General features: G+C 57.8%; 17 protein-coding genes and 1 other RNA gene. 7 read left to right on the plus strand and 11 right to left on the minus strand.

What is annotated here, in order from left to right:
- Nucleotides 1-58: 58 nt before the first annotated feature.
- The 6 genes from ACY692_RS05225 to ACY692_RS05250 form a co-directional block, all read right to left on the minus strand.
- On the minus strand, nt 59-859 hold the full coding sequence (locus ACY692_RS05225; RefSeq protein WP_462324291.1) for a tetratricopeptide repeat protein: 801 nt from the start codon (nt 857-859) through the stop codon (nt 59-61).
- A gap of 81 nt (nt 860-940) precedes the next feature.
- Nucleotides 941-2,056: a glutamine-hydrolyzing carbamoyl-phosphate synthase small subunit gene (carA, locus tag ACY692_RS05230; protein ID WP_462324292.1), complete on the minus strand. Its 1,116-nt coding sequence runs from the start codon at nt 2,054-2,056 to the stop codon at nt 941-943.
- A 79-nt stretch (nt 2,057-2,135) separates the two neighbouring features.
- Complete coding sequence (gene kdsB, locus ACY692_RS05235; protein WP_462324293.1) at nt 2,136-2,867, minus strand: 3-deoxy-manno-octulosonate cytidylyltransferase; 732 nt, start codon at nt 2,865-2,867, stop codon at nt 2,136-2,138.
- A gap of 94 nt (nt 2,868-2,961) precedes the next feature.
- Nucleotides 2,962-4,215, minus strand: coding sequence for a 3-deoxy-D-manno-octulosonic acid transferase (locus tag ACY692_RS05240; RefSeq protein ID WP_462324294.1), 1,254 nt, complete (start codon nt 4,213-4,215; stop codon nt 2,962-2,964).
- Entirely contained in the window at nt 4,212-5,123 is a 912-nt protein-coding gene (locus ACY692_RS05245) for a D-alanine--D-alanine ligase family protein (protein WP_462324295.1), read from the minus strand. The genes ACY692_RS05240 and ACY692_RS05245 overlap by 4 nt, the downstream gene beginning before the upstream one ends.
- Nucleotides 5,086-5,751, minus strand: a complete 666-nt coding sequence (locus tag ACY692_RS05250; RefSeq protein WP_462324296.1) for an HD domain-containing protein — start codon at nt 5,749-5,751, stop codon at nt 5,086-5,088. The genes ACY692_RS05245 and ACY692_RS05250 overlap by 38 nt, the downstream gene beginning before the upstream one ends.
- A gap of 159 nt (nt 5,752-5,910) precedes the next feature.
- On the opposite strand from ACY692_RS05250, the gene ACY692_RS05255 reads away from it, so the two are divergent.
- The 3 genes from ACY692_RS05255 (at nt 5,911) to hypE (ending at nt 8,355) form a co-directional block, all read left to right on the plus strand.
- Nucleotides 5,911-6,138, plus strand: a complete 228-nt coding sequence (locus ACY692_RS05255) for a HypC/HybG/HupF family hydrogenase formation chaperone (RefSeq protein WP_462324297.1) — start codon at nt 5,911-5,913, stop codon at nt 6,136-6,138.
- A complete protein-coding gene (gene hypD, locus ACY692_RS05260; RefSeq protein WP_462324298.1) occupies nt 6,125-7,213 on the plus strand; it encodes a hydrogenase formation protein HypD in 1,089 nt (362 codons plus the stop codon). The genes ACY692_RS05255 and hypD overlap by 14 nt, the downstream gene beginning before the upstream one ends.
- Nucleotides 7,214-7,350: 137 nt before the next feature.
- The gene (gene hypE / locus ACY692_RS05265; protein ID WP_462324299.1) at nt 7,351-8,355 is read left to right on the plus strand and encodes a hydrogenase expression/formation protein HypE; all 1,005 of its coding nucleotides are present in this window, start codon (nt 7,351-7,353) and stop codon (nt 8,353-8,355) included.
- Between the two features lie 125 nt (nt 8,356-8,480).
- Here the strand turns inward: hypE and ACY692_RS05270 are convergent, their stop codons facing one another.
- Nucleotides 8,481-8,669 carry a hypothetical protein gene (locus tag ACY692_RS05270; RefSeq protein ID WP_462324300.1) on the minus strand — a complete coding sequence of 63 codons (189 nt, stop codon included), beginning with the start codon at nt 8,667-8,669 and terminating at the stop codon, nt 8,481-8,483.
- Nucleotides 8,670-8,872: 203 nt separating this feature from the next.
- Nucleotides 8,873-9,538: an arylesterase gene (locus tag ACY692_RS05275; RefSeq protein WP_462324301.1), complete on the minus strand. Its 666-nt coding sequence runs from the start codon at nt 9,536-9,538 to the stop codon at nt 8,873-8,875.
- A 34-nt stretch (nt 9,539-9,572) separates the two neighbouring features.
- Between ACY692_RS05275 and ACY692_RS05280 the strand changes: the two genes are divergently transcribed.
- Entirely contained in the window at nt 9,573-10,265 is a 693-nt protein-coding gene (locus ACY692_RS05280) for an ABC transporter ATP-binding protein (protein ID WP_462324302.1), read from the plus strand.
- Nucleotides 10,258-12,780 carry an ABC transporter permease gene (locus ACY692_RS05285; protein ID WP_462324303.1) on the plus strand — a complete coding sequence of 841 codons (2,523 nt, stop codon included), beginning with the start codon at nt 10,258-10,260 and terminating at the stop codon, nt 12,778-12,780. The genes ACY692_RS05280 and ACY692_RS05285 overlap by 8 nt, the downstream gene beginning before the upstream one ends.
- 63 nt (nt 12,781-12,843) lie before the next feature.
- Here ACY692_RS05285 and ACY692_RS05290 read toward each other — a convergent pair whose 3' ends face one another.
- The 3 genes from ACY692_RS05290 to ACY692_RS05300 all read right to left on the minus strand — a co-directional run bounded on the left by ACY692_RS05290 (nt 12,844) and on the right by ACY692_RS05300 (nt 14,073).
- Complete coding sequence (locus ACY692_RS05290; protein ID WP_462324304.1) at nt 12,844-13,065, minus strand: DUF6538 domain-containing protein; 222 nt, start codon at nt 13,063-13,065, stop codon at nt 12,844-12,846.
- Between the two features lie 98 nt (nt 13,066-13,163).
- Nucleotides 13,164-13,552: a transfer-messenger RNA gene (gene ssrA / locus ACY692_RS05295) on the minus strand.
- Nucleotides 13,553-13,707: 155 nt separating this feature from the next.
- Nucleotides 13,708-14,073 (minus strand): PilZ domain-containing protein, encoded by a 366-nt coding sequence (locus tag ACY692_RS05300; RefSeq protein ID WP_462324305.1) that lies wholly within the window; start codon nt 14,071-14,073, stop codon nt 13,708-13,710.
- A 689-nt stretch (nt 14,074-14,762) separates the two neighbouring features.
- On the opposite strand from ACY692_RS05300, the gene ACY692_RS05305 reads away from it, so the two are divergent.
- A complete protein-coding gene (locus ACY692_RS05305) occupies nt 14,763-15,899 on the plus strand; it encodes a branched-chain amino acid ABC transporter substrate-binding protein (protein WP_462324306.1) in 1,137 nt (378 codons plus the stop codon).
- 106 nt (nt 15,900-16,005) lie between these two features.
- Complete coding sequence (locus tag ACY692_RS05310; RefSeq protein ID WP_462324307.1) at nt 16,006-16,911, plus strand: branched-chain amino acid ABC transporter permease; 906 nt, start codon at nt 16,006-16,008, stop codon at nt 16,909-16,911.
- Nucleotides 16,912-16,922: the final 11 nt, after the last annotated feature.

The raw sequence follows: 16,922 nt of genomic DNA on the forward strand, positions 1-16,922 counted from the left end.
CAAAAAAGAGTTTGCTGTTTCAGATGGTGGTTGTGTCCGCCAACAGGCCCTGGGTATCTCAAACATACTTCCTGGCGAACTTAAGCATCTTTTGTGCCTCTACAAAACCGGGATTGATTTCAAGGGCCCTAAGGGCTGTTTGTTCCACGTTTTTCCATTGTCGCCAGTCGATATACACCCGGCCGAGATTGAACAGGATATATTCGTCATTGGGCGAGGTGGACAGGGCCTGGCGGTAGAACCGCTCCGCCTCTTCGAAGTTTTTGCTCCGTCGGAGCGCCATGCCCAGTTTGTTGAACACGTGTGGGGACTTGGGGTTGTCCTCGTAGGCGGCCTTGAGATAGTCGATGGCCTCGTCATAGAGTCCGGCGTTCAGGAACCGTTCTCCCACGTCCGCCCTGAGTTCCATATCCTCCTTGAACTCCTTGCACAGCTTGGAAAAAAGGTATCTGGCCTTGTCGTATTCCTTGCTGTCCAGGGCGGCCTGGGCCTTTTCCAGGTCCCGCTGTTTTCTGTTTTTCCACTCCTCGAGTTGTTGTGAGGCCTCCTTGCTTTTTTCCGCCTGGAGCGTGGACAGCAATTCGTTGATGGTGTTGTTCAGCTTCTTTTCTTCTCCGGGTTGGTAGGAGATGAGCAGGGGAAAGACCTTTTTGAGCTCCTGGTCGTGGCCGAGCTGATATACGGCCCACTCGATCTGCTGTTCGAATTCCTGTTTTTCGTGTTTCAACAGGTTCGTGCGTAGAAAAAAACCAAGCACTTCGTGCAGAGAATTGACCGCCGCATACAACTTGCCCTGCTTGAGCAGGGTGTTGATGCTTGAAAGTTGTTGCTTGATCTTGATGAAGGCCGTGTTGCTCATCGCGTCCCCCTTGTCGTGAGCATTGGTGGACCATGATCAGTGGTCCGTTTTTTAAAGAAAAACAGGTGGGCATACCATGGGCTACGGAGTGACCATCTCCCTGAACCGGGCAAAGAAGTACCGGCTGTCGTGTGGTCCGGGAGCGGATTCCGGATGGTATTGTACCGCCATGATCGGTTTGTGCCTGTGCCTGAATCCCTCGAGGGTCTGGTCGTTCAGGTTCACATGGGTGGTTTCGATATCCTTGCATCCGCTCACGTCCACGCAGAATCCATGGTTTTGCGAGGAAATTTCGATTTTTCCCGTGGTCAGATCCTTGACCGGATGGTTGCATCCGTGGTGGCCGAATTTGAGTTTGAAGCTTTTTCCGCCCAGGGCCAGCCCCAGAATTTGGTGGCCCAGACAGATGCCGGCGATGGGGTACCGTGTGGACAATCCGGCAACCGTGGTGATGGTTTCGGCCAGGACCGCGGGGTCGCCGGGCCCGTTGGACAGGAAGATCCCATCGGGGGCGAGGCTGTCCACCTGTTCCGGGGTAAAATCCGGGGGGACCACGATCATATCCAGCCCCTGGGCGGCCAGAAGGCGGAGAATGTTCCACTTGATACCGAAGTCATAGACAACCACTTTGGGTCCCTGGCCGGTCCAGGATGTGCGGTCCAGGGGCTGGACAAGGACGTCCGGACGACCGTTGACCCATTGGTAGGGGGTCGACGGAGCAACTTCCGTGACCAGATTCTGTCCCTCCATGGGCGGGATGTTCCCGGCCTTTTCGGCCAGGGCTGCGGGATCCTTCGCTCCCGTGGCGATGACGGCACGCATGGCCCCGTTGATACGCAGATGTTTGGTCAGGGCCCTCGTGTCCAGGTTGTGTATGCCCATGACTCCGTGTTCCTTGAGATAATCGGGCAGGCTCTGGGCCGAACGCCAATTGGACGGCCTGGCACAGCATTCCTTGCAGATCAGTGCCGCCGCCTGGATCCGGTCCGATTCCACATCCTCCAGGTTGACCCCGTAGTTGCCCATGAGCGGGTAGGTCATGCAGACCATCTGCCCGCGGTAGGAAGGGTCGGTCAGGATTTCTTGGTAGCCGGTCATCCCGGTGTTGAAGATGACTTCACCACTGGTTTCACCCGGGCCGGTAAATGATGAACATTCGAAAAAGGTGCCGTCTTCAAGGGCAAGTATCGCTTGCATATGGGGGTACTCCGATATGGCCGGGGCCATATTGTTGTCTTATATTGTTGGGTCCGAGACCGGAGTGGTCCGGTCTGTTTCAGGAGGACGCGAGCATTCCGCGTACCCTGTCCAGGTCCTCGATGGTATCCACTCCTATGGACGGATATTCGGTAAGGGCTACATGGATGGGGATGCCCGCCTCGAGAAGGCGCAACTGCTCAAGTTTTTCCATGCGCTCCAAGGGGCTTTCGCCCAAACTCTTGAATTTTTCAAGCACGGGGAACCTGAATCCGTACAGCCCGATGTGCCCGAGAAACGCATCCTGGCCGTTCCGGGCAAAGGGTATGGGGGCCCGGGAAAAATACAGAGCGCGGCAGTCCCCGGCCCGGACAACCTTGACCAGATTGGGATCAATGGCCTGTTCCGGGGTGATGGATTTTGCCAGGGTGGTCACCATGACCCGGGGATCCCCAAAGGGGGCCGTGAGCTGGTCGAGCATTTTTGGCTCCAGGACGGGTTCATCCCCCTGGATATTGATGATGATCGCCCCGGGGCCCACGTCCAATTTGACGGCCGCTTCAAGGACCCGGTCGGTCCCGCTTGTGTGGTCTTCGCGGGTCATGACCACCGGGATCCCGAGTTCTGCGGCCTTGTCGGCTATAATCCGGCTGTCTGTTGCCAGGGCCACGTTGGTCAGTGATGCCGACCGTGTGGCACGTTCGAATACGTGCCAAAACATGGGCTTGCCCATGATTTCGGCCATGGGCTTGCCCGGGAAACGGGACGAGCCGTACCGGGCCGGGATGATTCCGTAGATGGGGGTGGGCATGGGAGTCGTAGGTTTTGGGTTTTATGTTTTAAGTATTAGGTGGTTATGGGATGGGAGTGAAAATTCCGATTTTTTTTTGTCTCACCAAAAAACATTATTGCAACAGCTCTGCTATTTTTTGGGCGACCTTGGCTGTGCCCCCCTTGCGGGAAGAGAGATAGGCGTCGGCTGCGGCCCGGACGTTTTCGCGGGATATGGTTGCCGATGCCCCAAGCTGTTTGGCCAGTTCTTCCGGGCCGTGTACCACCGTGACCAGTCCTTGCTCCATGAGATCTTGGCCGACCCAATGGAAGTTTTTCCAGTATGGTCCGATGACCGGGCGTACTCCCTGGGCCAGGGGTTCGAGAAAATTCTGGCCGCCCAGGGGAACAAGGGTGCCGCCCACGAATGCGGCCTTGGCCAGGGCGTACACGGCCTGGAGCTCGCCGAACAGGTCCCAGAGGACGACCGTGCCCGGTTTGACATGATCGTCAAGCTCGGAACGCAGTAGCCAGGGGATTGTGCCGGCTTTTAGGAATGCTTTCCAGGAGTCGATACGGTGGAGGTGACGGGGAACAAGGGCGACAATGGTTGTCGGATGCTCGCTGACGATCCGTGTGAGGGTGTGTCGAATAGCCGGTTCTTCCTCCTCCCGGATGGAGCCAAGGGCAACGATCCTGGCCGATGGCCTGAAAAAGCGGGACAGGGGATTGGCCACATAGGGGATGGCCGGGCTCTCTCCGATGCGGTCGAACTTGATGTTCGGCATGGTCGACACGTGGGCGTCCTGGAAGACCATGGCAAACCTGGACGCATCGGCCGGTGATATGGCCATGATCTCTTGGGGACCGAGAGTGCGGAGAACCGGGCGTAACCGCAGATAACCGGAAAAACTTTTGGGGCTCATGCGCGCGTTGGCGACGAGTACCGGACAATTTCGTTTCTTGCATTGTCCGAGAATACCCGGCCAGAGTTCGGTTTCGAGAAGGACCACGGCATTGGGCCGTGTCCGCCGCATGAACAGCGCGATGATCCATGGATGGTCGAGGGGACACACGCGGATTTCCGGCCGGGAGGTCCCGGCCTGAGGGGGGAAATGTTCGTTGAGGATGGTAAAGCCCTGGGAGGTGTTCGTGGTTATGAGGATGGAAAGACCGGGGCGGTTTGTGCGGAGATGTTCGGCAAGAGAGATGGCCAGGAAGGCCTCGCCGACGGATGCTGCCTGGATCCAGAGATCATGAGCATGCACGCCGATTCCCCAGCCGAACCGTTCCAGCCAATGCTCCCTGAGCCGTTTGTTCAGGAAGACGAGGGGGAGTGCCAGGGTCCAAGCCAGGGTATACAGGGCCGTAGAGAAGAATCTTTTCATGCGTTTTTCCTCATTCCCAGGGTGATCAGCCGTCTTATGAGATCCTCGAAGGACATGCCCGCGGCATGGGCCTCCTTGGGCAGGAGCGATGCCCGCGTCATGCCCGGAAGGGTATTGGTCTCAAGGGCAAAGGGACACCCTTGACCATCCACGATGAAATCAGTCCGGCTGTAGTCGGCGATCCCGAGTCCCCTGTGCGCTCGAAGGGCCATCGACTGGACCGTTTTTGTCAGCGCCTCTCCAATGGGTGCGGGGCAGATCTCCTCGGCACCCTGGTCTTCGTATTTGCTCGTATAATCGAAAAAGGTTCCTTTTTTGGGGGTGATCAGGACCGGAGGCAGGGGGGTGGCGTCGAGCACCGCACAGGTGATTTCGGTCCCCTTGATCCGTTCTTCGACCAGGATGTCCTCGCAGGCCAGATCCGCATGGCCCATGACGTCCTCGTACTCATCCTGCGATCGGGCGAAAAAGATCCCCACACTCGATCCCGCAGTGTTCGGCTTGACCACTCTGGGAAAACCGAAGGGGAGCGGACCCCGGCCGGACCTTGTCGTCCTGGGGACAAGACTCCACTGTGGCGTGGCCACCCCCTCCTGCGCGTAGATCAATTTGGTGGCCGCCTTGTTCAGGGCGAGTTGTGAGGCTGCGGGACCCGCGCCCTGATAGGCTATGGGGATGGACCCGAGGATGGATTGGATGAGGCCGTCCTCGCCGGGTGATCCGTGCAGATTGATGAATGCGAAGTCACATTCCTTGGCCGCGGGGATCAACCGGTGCAGGTTGGTCGAGGGATCAAAGGGGACGACCTCGTGGCCGAGGGCGCTGAGGGCCCGGTTGATTTGTTCGGCCCCGAGCAAGGCTATTTCTCGTTCATTGGACCAGCCGCCGGCTATCAAAAGGATACGCATGGAGCGGGACTCCTGTGAGCTGTTCGAGTTGTCGTTCTATGGTGGCGACCTGATCAAAACCCTTGCGGATCATTTTTCTGCGGTGAGCGGTGTCCCCGTAGCGGTCCATGAGATCGGCAAGCCGTTCTTCGAGGGGCACGATGGTCTCGTGCCGGACCCGTTTGTCGCTATAGGCGACGACCAGGGGCAGAAAATGGGAGGGCACGTCGATTTTTCCTGGCCAAAAAACGTGGTGGAGGACGGCCTGGCCAAGGGCGGGGTTTCGTGTCAGGTGCATGACCCATGCGCTGCCGATCTGGGCATGGTTTCCGCCATGGAGGATGCAATAGGTCTTTGCCAGGTCATGCAGAAGTCCGGCCGCCCGGACCAGTTCCAGGATTTTTTGTCCACGCAAGAGCTCCGGTGAATGGTCCAGGGCCATGCGGGTGATGGTCGTGGCCACATGGGTGACCTGCAGACTGTGTTCCCGAATATTTTCGAGCATGTGGTAGGTGTCCCACCACGCCCTGCACGCTGCAGGCGAGGGGATCGTCCATGCTGGATCGATGCGCAGGGGCAAGGGGGTGCTCAGGTCGCAGGTCGAAAGTATCCTGGTTTTTCCAGAAGAGGGAACGGGGGAGTGGGTCATGGCTTGTGTGCGGGGGATCCTGGGAAGACTCTCATTGTCAGTGGTCTGTGTTTGTCACCGAGGCGACTGCGGTATGGTGCTCTGCGTCCCCTTGGTTGACACGCAATATATGGAAGCTTATCAACACCTGTCACAAAAAGCAAAGGAGGAAAACAGCCCATGTGTCTGGCCGTTCCAATGGAAATCAAGAGCATGAGCGACAATGTCGCCCAGGTAGAGGTCGGCGGGGTCACCAACGAGGTCCGTCTTGAGCTTATCGACGAGCACCCCGATGTTGGCGACTTCGTCATCGTCCACGCGGGGTTCGCCCTGCGCCGTCTCGACAGGGAGGAGGGACTCGAAACCATCAAATTGTTCGAAGAGGGACTCAACCTTGAACTCTCTTGAACAAAAACTCAAGGATCCCGAACTATGTCGGTCCATTGTCGATCGGATCGGCGATGAACTCAGTGGAGAGCTCCGGTTCATGGAGGTCTGCGGGACCCATACCGTGTCCATTTTCCAGAGCGGAGTTCGTTCACTGCTCCCTGACGGGATCGTCCATCTTTCCGGCCCTGGGTGCCCCGTCTGCGTGACCCACGAGCGGGAGGTGGCCGCCTTCTTGGACCTGGCCGACCGCAAGGACGTCATCGTGGCCACCTTTGGGGATCTCATGCGCGTGCCCGGCCCGAACAAACGCAATCTAAAGGCGGCCCAGGCCGAAGGTGCGAGGATAAAGGTTGTCTACTCACCCTTTGACGCGGTCAATCTGGCCCGGGAAAACCCCGGTGACAAGGTCGTTTTTTTGGGGGTGGGGTTCGAGACCACCGCGCCGACCATTGCTGCGACCATGAAGATCGCCAAGGAGCAGGGCGTGGACAATTTTCTGGTCCTCTCCTTCCATAAACTTGTGCCTCCGGTCATGAAGGTGCTGGTGGAGGATCCCGACTTGATGGTCAACGCGTTTATGCTTCCCGGGCATGTGTGCATGGTCACCGGGATGGAACCCTACACGTTCTTGGCTGAAAAACACGGTATTCCCGCGGTCGTGACCGGTTTCGAGCCCTTGGACATCCTGCGGTCCATCCTGACCTTCATCCGTATGCGCAACAAGGGCGAGGCCGCTGTGCTCAACGGATACGGCCGGGCTGTGGCCGATCTCGGCAACCTCAAGGCTCAGGAGACCATGGACGAGGTCTTTGAACCCTGCGACGCCCTGTTCCGGGGGATTGGTTCCATCCCGAATGCCGGACTGGGGATCCGAGAACCCTATGCTGATCTAGACGCCATGCGTGTCCTCGGCTTGACCCTGCCCGATGTTCCACCGTTGGCCGGGTGCAGGTGCGGGGATGTGCTCAGGGGAAAGATCCGCCCCGATGAATGCCCGCTCTTTAAAAAGGTCTGCACACCGGCCAATCCTGTTGGCCCGTGTATGGTTTCCACGGAAGGATCCTGCGCGGCCTATTACAAGTACCAGATCTGATTTTCCCCATTACCACAACCGGTATGGTGCATCACCAGTCATGGTTGCAAACATGATTTCTGCCCGGGTTTTGTCATGGTCTTTTCAAACATTGCTCCGCACATGCACCACCTGATTGTTAAGGATGTACACAACTCATGAGTCAGAAACTTCTTTTGGATTACGGCAGTGGAGGCAAGGCATCACAGCGCCTTATCTCCGAGATGTTCCTCAAATACCTGGGCAATGACCGGCTCAACCGGCTCGACGATGCCGCGTTGCTCGAACTTTCCGGCCCGGTGTCCATGAGTACGGATACCTTCACGGTCGATCCCCTGTTTTTTCCGGGAGGGGATATCGGTTCACTGGCCGTGCACGGGACGGTCAACGATGTGGCCATGCTCGGGGCTCGGCCGAGATTTATCACCTGCGGACTGATCCTCGAGGAAGGACTGGACATGGACGTGCTCGAGCGGATCATCGCTTCCGTGGGACAGGCGGCCTCGAATGCCGGGGTGGAGGTGGTCACCGGAGATACCAAGGTGGTTCCCAGGGGGGCTGCCGACAAGATTTTCATCAATACCACAGGGGTGGGAGAGATTTTCGTCAACCCCGGTCCGAGCGGACACAATGCCAGCCCGGGCGACGCCATCCTGATCAGCGGGACCATGGGCGACCACGGGCTGACCATTTTGTCCAAACGCGAAGGACTCTCTTTTGAAGCCCCCGTTGAAAGCGATTCCGCGGCCCTCAACCATCTCATTGTCCGTCTTCTCGAGGAGATCCCTGAGATCCATGTGTTGCGGGACCCCACGCGTGGGGGATTGGCAACGACCCTGAGCGAGATCGCCCTGCAGTCCAACGTGGAATGTTTTGTTCAAGAGAAGGATATTCCCGTGCGCGAGGCCGTGGCCGGAGGATGCTCGTTTCTGGGCCTTGATCCCCTCTATCTGGCCAACGAGGGCAAATTCATCTGCATCCTTCCTGAAAAGTACGCCGACAGGGCCCTGGGGATCATGCGGGACGACCCCTTGGCCAGCGATGGGCAACGGATCGGAGAGGTCCGGGATGACCATCCCGGCAAGGTGGTCATGGAGACCCCCATTGGGGGACACCGGCTTCTGGATATGCTCGAAGGGGCCCAGCTGCCGAGGATCTGTTAAACGTTGATGGGGGCGGAATCGATCCCCGCCGGACGACGGGGATGAGCGTATACGCAAAAAGGGCGGACCGAACGGTCCGCCCTTTTTGCGTATACGTGCCGGACGATGGATCTTCGTCCGGATTTTCAGTCGTCGTCCCCGCCCCCGTCGCTACCACTCTCCTGGGGACCGTTGTCTTCGGCGCGGTCGGTGTCGTGGTAGCGCTCGTCGTAGTAGTGGCCCGATCCGGTGCGGGATTTTTTTCCCTTTTTACGTGTCTTGACAATATAGAAGATACAGAGACAGGCAAAGAGAAGACCCAGAACTTGTTCCATGGAAACCTCCATTGTAAGGGATTGGGTTGCGGGGTATGTCGCGGCTTGGCGCAGCCGGTTCGTGATGGCTCTGCCGAGCCGGATCCGGGAATCAAAAAAAGAGGTGTCCGCACATGGGCATGTACGGCCAGAGGACACCGCGCAATAGGGGATCCATGCACAGGGGACCTTGCCGCTATGGAACCATCCGAAGCTGATGCCTGTTATCCGTCCCTTGTCCGCATGGTGTTATGGTCGGCAATGGATGCGAGGATAGTCTTTACCAAAGGCAGGATTCCTGCGACGATCGTTTCCACCCCGTCGGGATTGGGATGGAGACCGTCATCAAGGGTCAGGCCCGGGGTGGCGAGGACGCCTTCAAGGAAATCCGGGTACAGGGGAATGGCGTATTGTTCGGCCAGCTCCGGGAACAGCCCGGAAAATTCCCGCGCGTACTCCGGGCCGAAATTCCCGGGCGGGGTGATCCCGCACAGGAGTACGCGGCAATCGTTGTCCAGGCATGTCTCGATCATATACCTGAGATTGTCGCGGACAATGGACGGATCAATGCCCCGGAGCGCATCGTTGGCCCCGAGTTCAAGGATGACCAGATCAGGAGTATCCGCAAGGGACCAGGCAAGACGGGATCTTCCTCCGCTCGTCGTGTCTCCGGAAACCCCGGCGTTGGTCACCCGGACAGGGACCCCCTGACTGAGCAGTTTTTTTTCCAGCCGGGCGGCGAACCCTTGGTCCGGACCAAGGCGGTAGCCCGCTGTCAGGCTGTCCCCAAAGGCCAGAATATGCGTGGCCGGTGTGGCCGCAGAGGGCTCCATGGCGTTTGCCCGGCTTCCCACGAAAATGAGCAACAAACAACATGCCAAGGAGAGCATTCCCGTTCCTGGCCTAACAAAGGATCGTGACACCATGAATCCACCCGTAGTCGAGCTTACAAACATCCATGTTTCGCTAACCGGCCCCGGCGGTGAGGTCAATATCCTGCGCGGGATCGATCTTGTCCTTCCTGCGGGGGAAACCCTGGCCATTGTCGGTCCTTCGGGATCGGGCAAGACGACGACCATGATGGTCATGGCCGGACTCGAGCGTCCCACCTCGGGAGAGGTCCGGATCGCGGGGACCCGTTTGGATACCATGAACGAGGACGGACTCGCCCGGTTCCGGCGGGAGAACATGGGTATTGTCTTCCAGTCGTTCCACCTCATCGGTTCGATGACCGCCCTGGAAAACACGGCCCTGCCGCTTGAATTCGCACGCATGGACAGTCCCATGCAACGGGCACGGGAGGCCTTGGGGGCGGTGGGGCTCGCCGATCGCGCACACCACTATCCATCCCAGCTCTCCGGGGGAGAGCAGCAACGGGTCGCATTGGCCCGGGCCTTTGTCACTCGGCCCAAGGTCATTCTGGCCGACGAGCCAACGGGCAATCTCGACCAGGAGACCGGAGAGCGGGTCATGCAGACCCTGTTCGGGCTCCACCAAACCCATGGGACCGGACTCGTTCTCATCACCCATGATCCGGGACTCGCCGGGCTCTGTTCGAGAAAGATGCGCATGGTTTCAGGAATGATCCAGGATCCCGGGGAGGATGGCCATGTCTAGGAAGGGAGAAATCCTGCCCCCCGCCTTTATCGTCTGTCTACGTGAGCTCAGACACGGGGTGCGCGGGTTCGGCGTCTTTCTTGCCTGCCTGATTCTCGGTGTTTTTGCCATCACCGGGGTAGGAACCTTTTCCGAATCCGCCAAGCAGGGGGTTCTCACGGACGCCCGTTCGATCATGGGCGGTGATGTGGAGGTCCTGCTCACCTCGCGTCGGATGAGTGGGGAGCAATTAGGGTTCTTTACCGGTTTCGGGAAGGTGAGCGTAGTTGCCGGAACGCGGACCATGGCCGGGATTGGGGACAAGGCCGCCCTTGTGGAATTGAAGGGGGTCGATGCGGACTATCCCCTCTACGGACAGGTCGGGACCCGTTCGGGAATAGGACACGGTGCTGTCCTCGGCCGGGAGGCGGACGTGCCCGTTTGTCTGGTGGAGCCATTGCTCCTCGATCGGCTCGGTGTCCATGTCGGGGAGACCATACGGGTGGGCGGCATGTCCTTCCGTATAGGCGGCGTCCTTGTTTACGAACCGGACCGGGTCGTCCAGGCCTTCTCCCTGGGCCCCCGGGTCATGGTCGATCTGGACGATTTGACCCGCTCCGGAATCGCCGGTCCGGGCAATCTCGTCAGGTACCGTTACCGGGTGAGGATGGCTGACGGAGATCCCAAGGAACTTGTCGCCCTGGCCAAAGAGCGGTTTCCCGATGCGGGCTGGGCCATCCGCGACTATTCCAGGGCGGCCCCGAACATACGCAGACTGCTCGAGCGTCTTGATGTCAATCTGAGCCTCATAGGGCTGGCGGCCCTGCTCGTTGGCGGGCTCGGCATCTCGGGCGCGGTGCGGGGGTATATCGGCAAGCGTATAGAGCGGATCGCGGTCATGAAATGCGTTGGAGGAACGGGCGGGGTCCTTTTGTGGGGCTATCTCCTGCAGATTCTTCTTCTGGGGGCCCTGGGGTCGGGAATAGGGATGGTTCTTGGGGCGATGGTCCCAACGGTTGCGGTCATGTTTTTTTCGGATGTACTGCCCGTGACCCTGCGCACGGGTGTGTATGTGGAACCCATGGTCAGGGCAGGATTGTTCGGCATATGCACGACCATGGCTTTTTGCTCGGGCACGCTGGTCAGGGCGGTTCGAGTATCCCCGGCCACATTGTTCCGGGGGTACGTGGATCAGGACGATGGCAGCGGGCTTTTGTCCAAGGTTCTGCCGGGTCTCTTCTCCGCTCTGCTCATCGTCTTGGTGCTCCTTTTTACCGAAAATACCACATTGGCGTGCGGATTCATCCTCGGGACCATCGGGTGCTTTTTTCTCTTTGCCCTGGCGGCAAGGTTGCTTTGTTGGGTGGTCGCCCGTGTTCCCCCCATTCCGTGTCCATGGGTCCGCCTCGGCCTTGGGCAGATCGTTCGTCCGGGTGCGCCAACGACGAGCCTTGTCTTTGCTCTGGGGCTCGGTCTGACCTGTCTGGTGGCCGTGGCCCTGGTCAACGTCAATCTGACCCGGGCCCTTACCCGGGACGTGGCGGACGAAACCCCGAGTTTCTTTTTCATGGATATCCAGCAACACGAAACGGACCGTTTTATGGATGTGGTCGGCGGAATAACCGGTCCTGAAGACCTGAGCGCACGTCCGGTCATTCGAGGAAGGATCATGAAGATCGCCGGGAAGAATGTGGGAGAGGTCGGGGTTGATCCCGAGGTATCCTGGGCTGTCCGCGGGGACCGTATGCTCACCTATGCCGGTGCTATGCCCGAGGATACGGTCGTTGCCCAGGGAACGTGGTGGGACGAGGAGTATGACGCAGAGCCGCTCATTTCCCTGACCTCCGACCTGGCCCGGGGGTTTGGTGTCGGCCTGGGCGATACCCTGACCGTGAACGTACTCGGTAGAAACATCACCGCAACCATCGCCAATATTCGGGACGTGGACTGGACCACCCTGGCCATGCAGTTCGCGATCATCTTTGCCCCCGGGACCCTGGACAGGGCGCCGGGGACCACACTCGCTGCGGTCCGGGCGACACGGCAGGAGGAGTCCCGGATATTCAACACGGTGAGCGAACTTTTTCCCACGGTGGCCATCATTCGCGTGGGGGATGTCCTCGACCATGTGGGATCGCTTTTTTCCCGCATGGCCCTGGTCTTTCAGACCGTTTCGGCCCTGGCCCTTGTGAGCGGATTTCTGGTCCTTGCCGGGGCCTTCTCCGCGGACCAGCACCGAAGGATCTATGATGCGGTGATCTACAAGGTCTGTGGGGCCACGCGCAGGGACATCGTTCTCGCCCTGGTCACCGAATTCGCGGTCATCGGATTCGGGGCCGGATCCATTGGTTGTTTGACCGGCATCCTGGCGGCCTGGGGGGTGATTGCCGGGTTCATGAACATGCGTTTCGCGGTCGATCCGGTCATTGCCGTGGCCACGGTCGTCTCAGGGGTCATCCTCGCTGTGGGATTGGGACTCATGGGAACCATCCGGGCGCTCGGCAAGAAACCGGCCGGATATTTGCGTAATGAGTGACGCTGGTCCGGAGCCACGTTCCTTAAACACCCCCCTCCGGCTGTCCAGCTCCTGGGGTCCACTTTATTCCTCGTATGTCATGCGGTCCTTACCTTGTTTCATCCTATCAAAAATGGGAAGTAGTCTGGACGACAAAAGACCGGCCCTCTGCTTGGCGATGCGCAAAGAGCCGGTCTTGAGTGAGTAATGGAATTCAGTCCGCTGGAAGTGCGGACGGAGTCGGGAAGGGATGGCCAGCCGGAAAACGTATCCGAAACTCTGCCGGTAACAAAGCTTGGCACTCATCTTGGTCCTTTCTCTTGAGGTTACTTTGGAGAGTAACTTTGGAGAGAAAAGCCACAAAGACAGTGGTTTTACTGCTAACCATCTGATATGCTTTGAAATGGTGGAGGCGGCGGGAATCGAACCCGCGTCCGAAAATGCTTGGCTCGGAGCTTCTACAGGCTTAGGACAGGTTTTGATCTCGATCCCGAGCGGGCCCCTGCCCCGGCGTCCCGGAATCCAGTCTGAGTAAAGTCTCGTTGCCGGTCCCTAAGACGTGAACCGGCAACCAGCCTGATGAGATGGCGCCCCGGTCGGCGTATCAGGCGTCAGCCGGCGGGACGTGGCAGCCGAAGCTGCCAGTGTTACGAACGGCTACTAGGCAGCCATTGCGTAAGCGTAATTGTCGTTGTTGGCAATTAATGGTTTGCTGTGTGTTTAACGAGGACCTCACAGCACCTCGACCTGCGACCCCGGCCCCAACTATCCCCGTCGAAACCAGTGCGCCCCCTTTCAAAGAACGACCCCTTTACTATAAGACACAGAAGGGGTTTGGCAAGGAGTTTGTCGGTGGATTTTGTGGTTGACGTTCTAGGATAAACGTTTTTGAGCAGATATGCCGGGATCCAGCGGCACAGGGAGAGGAAGGACCCGGCAAGCCCCTGTCTATTCTCCTATTTCATGGAAATACACGGGATAGTCGTATTCGATCCCGGCTCCGTAGACGCTGGAGGCCTTTGACGTGACCGGGGTGCACCAGACAATCCTGCCAAAGTAGCCGCTGAAAATTTCTGGGCCGCTTTTTTCTTGGGCCGTATATTTGGACATGCTGATCCGTATATCCTTGCCCGGTATCAGGGGGCGATTGGCCTCAAGGTACATCCCCCCGCTACTGTAGTTTTTCATTGTAGCATGGTACGTCCGGTAGGAATTTTCGCTGACGAATTGGATCGGAGCGGAGTGGGGTATTCTCCGATAGGATCGGGTTTCACGGTTTTCATGGAAATTCTGGGTGCTGGTTTGCTTGGGCATGGGGTTCCTCCTTCTTTTCTCTCCTTGGTTGCTCAACCAAAACCGGTTGGAGAACGTGGGGGGATCGGTAAAATTTTTTTCCCCGTTCTGGGTCCGTATGCGGGGAGGTTTTGATCCACAGGCGCATTTTGGTCCCACTACCACCTACACAGTCCAAAAGTTTCGGTTCGATACTTTTTCGTTAGCCTAAAAAAAAGTTTGTGACAAGAAAAAAGCAAAAATAATGAGATGTTATACAATTTTTGGTTTTTTTGTGTTTTTGTCCGACGCAGACCACTATTGTTAACCAACGCCAAACATCCACCGTCCATGCCGTGTGCAGGCACGTCTTTTTTGGTATTCCAGCCCATGGAAAAAAATACCCTCCTGATATCCGCGGTAGGATTGTGTGCTGGACGGAATGGGGTACCGGATGTCGCCGTGCACAATTTTACAGAAATGGCGTTTTTTTTATTTTAACTGCCCCGGTACGTAAAATCGGGGCCCACACGGGAGAGACACCTCCCCCCTGACCATGTCCTTGCACCAAGACGCGCATAGGTGGGAATTTTACGTTGCCAAAAAATGTGATTTCAGTTATACAGGCGGTCACATTCTGCTACTGGAAGAAAAAGAATTGTTAAGTAATGGGATGGCTTGGATTGATTTTACATATTTGTAAAACCTATTGGTAGTCACAGGAGGCTCTCATGATTGGAAAATCTGTCAAATCGATGGTGCTCACTTTTCTTGTCCTTACCTTTATGTGCGGTCTGGGGTGGGCGGGGACCATCAAGATCGGGCTCATGTGTCCTCTGACCGGGTCCTGGGCCAGTGAAGGGCAGGACATGGAACAGATCGTTGAGCTTCTGGCCGAAGACCTCAATGCCCAGGGCGGCCTGTTGGGCAAGGACGTGGAGATCGTGGTCAGTGACGATGGTGGTGACCCGAGAACCGCAGCCCTGTCGGCACAGCGTCTTTCCACCATGGGTATCGCGGGCGTCATCGGCACCTACGGTTCATCAGTGACTGAAGCCTCCCAGAATATCTTCGATGATTTCGGAATCATCCAGATCGCCAACGGGTCCACAGCTATCCGGTTGACCAACAAGGGGTTGGAAAAATTTTTCCGCACCTGCCCCCGGGATGACGAACAGGGCAAGGTGGCGGTCAAGACCATCGACAACATGGGTTTCAAGCGGGTGGCCATCCTGCACGACAACACCACCTATGCCAAGGGGCTTGCCGAAGAGGCCAAAAAACTTCTTGCGGACAATGATCACATCGACGTGGTCTTTTATGACGCTATGACTCCGAAAGAACAGGATTATAACGCCATCCTCATGAAGATGAAGGCCGCCAAGCCCGACATGGTCTTTTTCACCGGGTATTATCCCGAAGCGGGTCTGATGCTCCGCCAGAAGATGGAAATGAACTGGAATGTTCCTTTCCTCGGCGGAGATGCAACCAACAACCCCCAGCTCGTTGAAATCGCCGGCAAGGATGCTGCCAAGGATTTCTATTTTCTGAGCCCTCCGGTTCCCCAGGATCTGGATACACCTGAAGCCGCCAATTTCCTGAAAAGCTACAAAAAGAAGTACAACGCAGAACCCGGTTCCGTATGGGCCGTGCTTTCGGGCGACGGTTTCCTGGCGCTGACAACGGCCATCAAGAATACCAAATCCACGGATCCCGACAAGGTGGCCGCCTATCTGCACACCAAACTCAAGGACATGCCCGGCCTGACCGGCAAGATCTCCTTTGACAATCAGGGTGACCGTGTCGGCGACCTCTATCGTCTGTACAGGGTCGATGCGAACGGAGCCTTTGTCCTGCAGCCCAAATAAACCGTCTCATGGACGAGAGACGCCGGGTTCACGCATGTTCCCGGCGTCTTTTTCATGCCGGTTCCATGGAACCGGGAAACGTCATGCGGGTACGAGAGAAACGCTTATGGAGCTTTTTTTCCAACAATTGACCAATGGACTGGCTGTGGGGGGGATCTACGCCCTCATCGCCCTTGGATACACCATGGTCTACGGGGTTATGAAGCTGATCAATTTTGCCCACGGTGATCTGTTCACCATCGGGGCGTATCTGGGCCTGACCCTGCTCACGGCCATGGGACTGACCGAGACCCTCGGTCCTGTCATCGGCATCCTGGTTCTGGCCGTAATGGTCATGGGCCTGGTGGCCATTATCGGGGTTATCCTGGAGCGGGTCGCCTATAAGCCTCTGCGGGGTGCCGACCGACTGGCGGCCGTGGTCTCCGCCCTGGGGGCGTCCATCTTTTTCCAGAACGCCGTCATGCTTATCTACGGGGCCAGGTTCAGGGTCTATCCGCATGATATTCTGCCCAAGGTGGCGGTGAGCATACTGGGGCTGGAAATCCCCCTTATCCGGATCATCATCCTTGCCACGTCCCTGCTGCTCATGGGCGCTTTGTACTTTTTCGTCCAGAAGACAAAGACGGGAACGGCTATCCGGGCCGCGGCCATCGATCAAGGGGCGGCCAAACTCATGGGGATCAACGTCAACCGGGTCATCAGCATCGTCTTTCTCATCGGTCCGGCCCTGGGTGGTGCCGCCGGAGTCATGGTCGGAATGTACTACGGGCAGGTCAACTTCACCATGGGCTGGATGTACGGGCTCAAGGCGTTCATCGCGGCCATACTCGGGGGGATCGGGAATATTCCCGGGGCCATGCTCGGAGGGCTGCTCCTCGGGGTCATCGAGGCCATGGGGGCCGCGTACCTGTCCATAGCCTGGAAGGATGCCATCGCCTTTGTCGTCCTGATTCTCATCTTGATTGTCAGGCCTACGGGATTGTTGGGTGAACGCGTAGCCGAGAAGGTGTAGCCATGAAAAAA

This window comes from Desulfoplanes sp., from assembly GCF_054921335.1.

Coding starts and splice junctions, on each gene's coding strand:
- ACY692_RS05270 (WP_462324300.1), bottom strand. CDS start 8,669: ATGGAACAAGTTCTGGGTCTTCTCTTTGCCTGTCTCTGTATCTTCTAT.
- hypE (WP_462324299.1), top strand. CDS start 7,351: ATGAGTCAGAAACTTCTTTTGGATTACGGCAGTGGAGGCAAGGCATCA.
- ACY692_RS05250 (WP_462324296.1), bottom strand. CDS start 5,751: ATGACCCACTCCCCCGTTCCCTCTTCTGGAAAAACCAGGATACTTTCG.
- ACY692_RS05255 (WP_462324297.1), top strand. CDS start 5,911: ATGTGTCTGGCCGTTCCAATGGAAATCAAGAGCATGAGCGACAATGTC.
- ACY692_RS05275 (WP_462324301.1), bottom strand. CDS start 9,538: ATGCTCTCCTTGGCATGTTGTTTGTTGCTCATTTTCGTGGGAAGCCGG.
- ACY692_RS05290 (WP_462324304.1), bottom strand. CDS start 13,065: ATGAGTGCCAAGCTTTGTTACCGGCAGAGTTTCGGATACGTTTTCCGG.
- kdsB (WP_462324293.1), bottom strand. CDS start 2,867: ATGCCCACCCCCATCTACGGAATCATCCCGGCCCGGTACGGCTCGTCC.
- ACY692_RS05280 (WP_462324302.1), top strand. CDS start 9,573: ATGAATCCACCCGTAGTCGAGCTTACAAACATCCATGTTTCGCTAACC.
- ACY692_RS05310 (WP_462324307.1), top strand. CDS start 16,006: ATGGAGCTTTTTTTCCAACAATTGACCAATGGACTGGCTGTGGGGGGG.
- ACY692_RS05300 (WP_462324305.1), bottom strand. CDS start 14,073: ATGCCCAAGCAAACCAGCACCCAGAATTTCCATGAAAACCGTGAAACC.
- ACY692_RS05285 (WP_462324303.1), top strand. CDS start 10,258: ATGTCTAGGAAGGGAGAAATCCTGCCCCCCGCCTTTATCGTCTGTCTA.
- carA (WP_462324292.1), bottom strand. CDS start 2,056: ATGCAAGCGATACTTGCCCTTGAAGACGGCACCTTTTTCGAATGTTCA.
- ACY692_RS05245 (WP_462324295.1), bottom strand. CDS start 5,123: ATGCGTATCCTTTTGATAGCCGGCGGCTGGTCCAATGAACGAGAAATA.
- ACY692_RS05240 (WP_462324294.1), bottom strand. CDS start 4,215: ATGAAAAGATTCTTCTCTACGGCCCTGTATACCCTGGCTTGGACCCTG.
- ACY692_RS05305 (WP_462324306.1), top strand. CDS start 14,763: ATGATTGGAAAATCTGTCAAATCGATGGTGCTCACTTTTCTTGTCCTT.
- ACY692_RS05225 (WP_462324291.1), bottom strand. CDS start 859: ATGAGCAACACGGCCTTCATCAAGATCAAGCAACAACTTTCAAGCATC.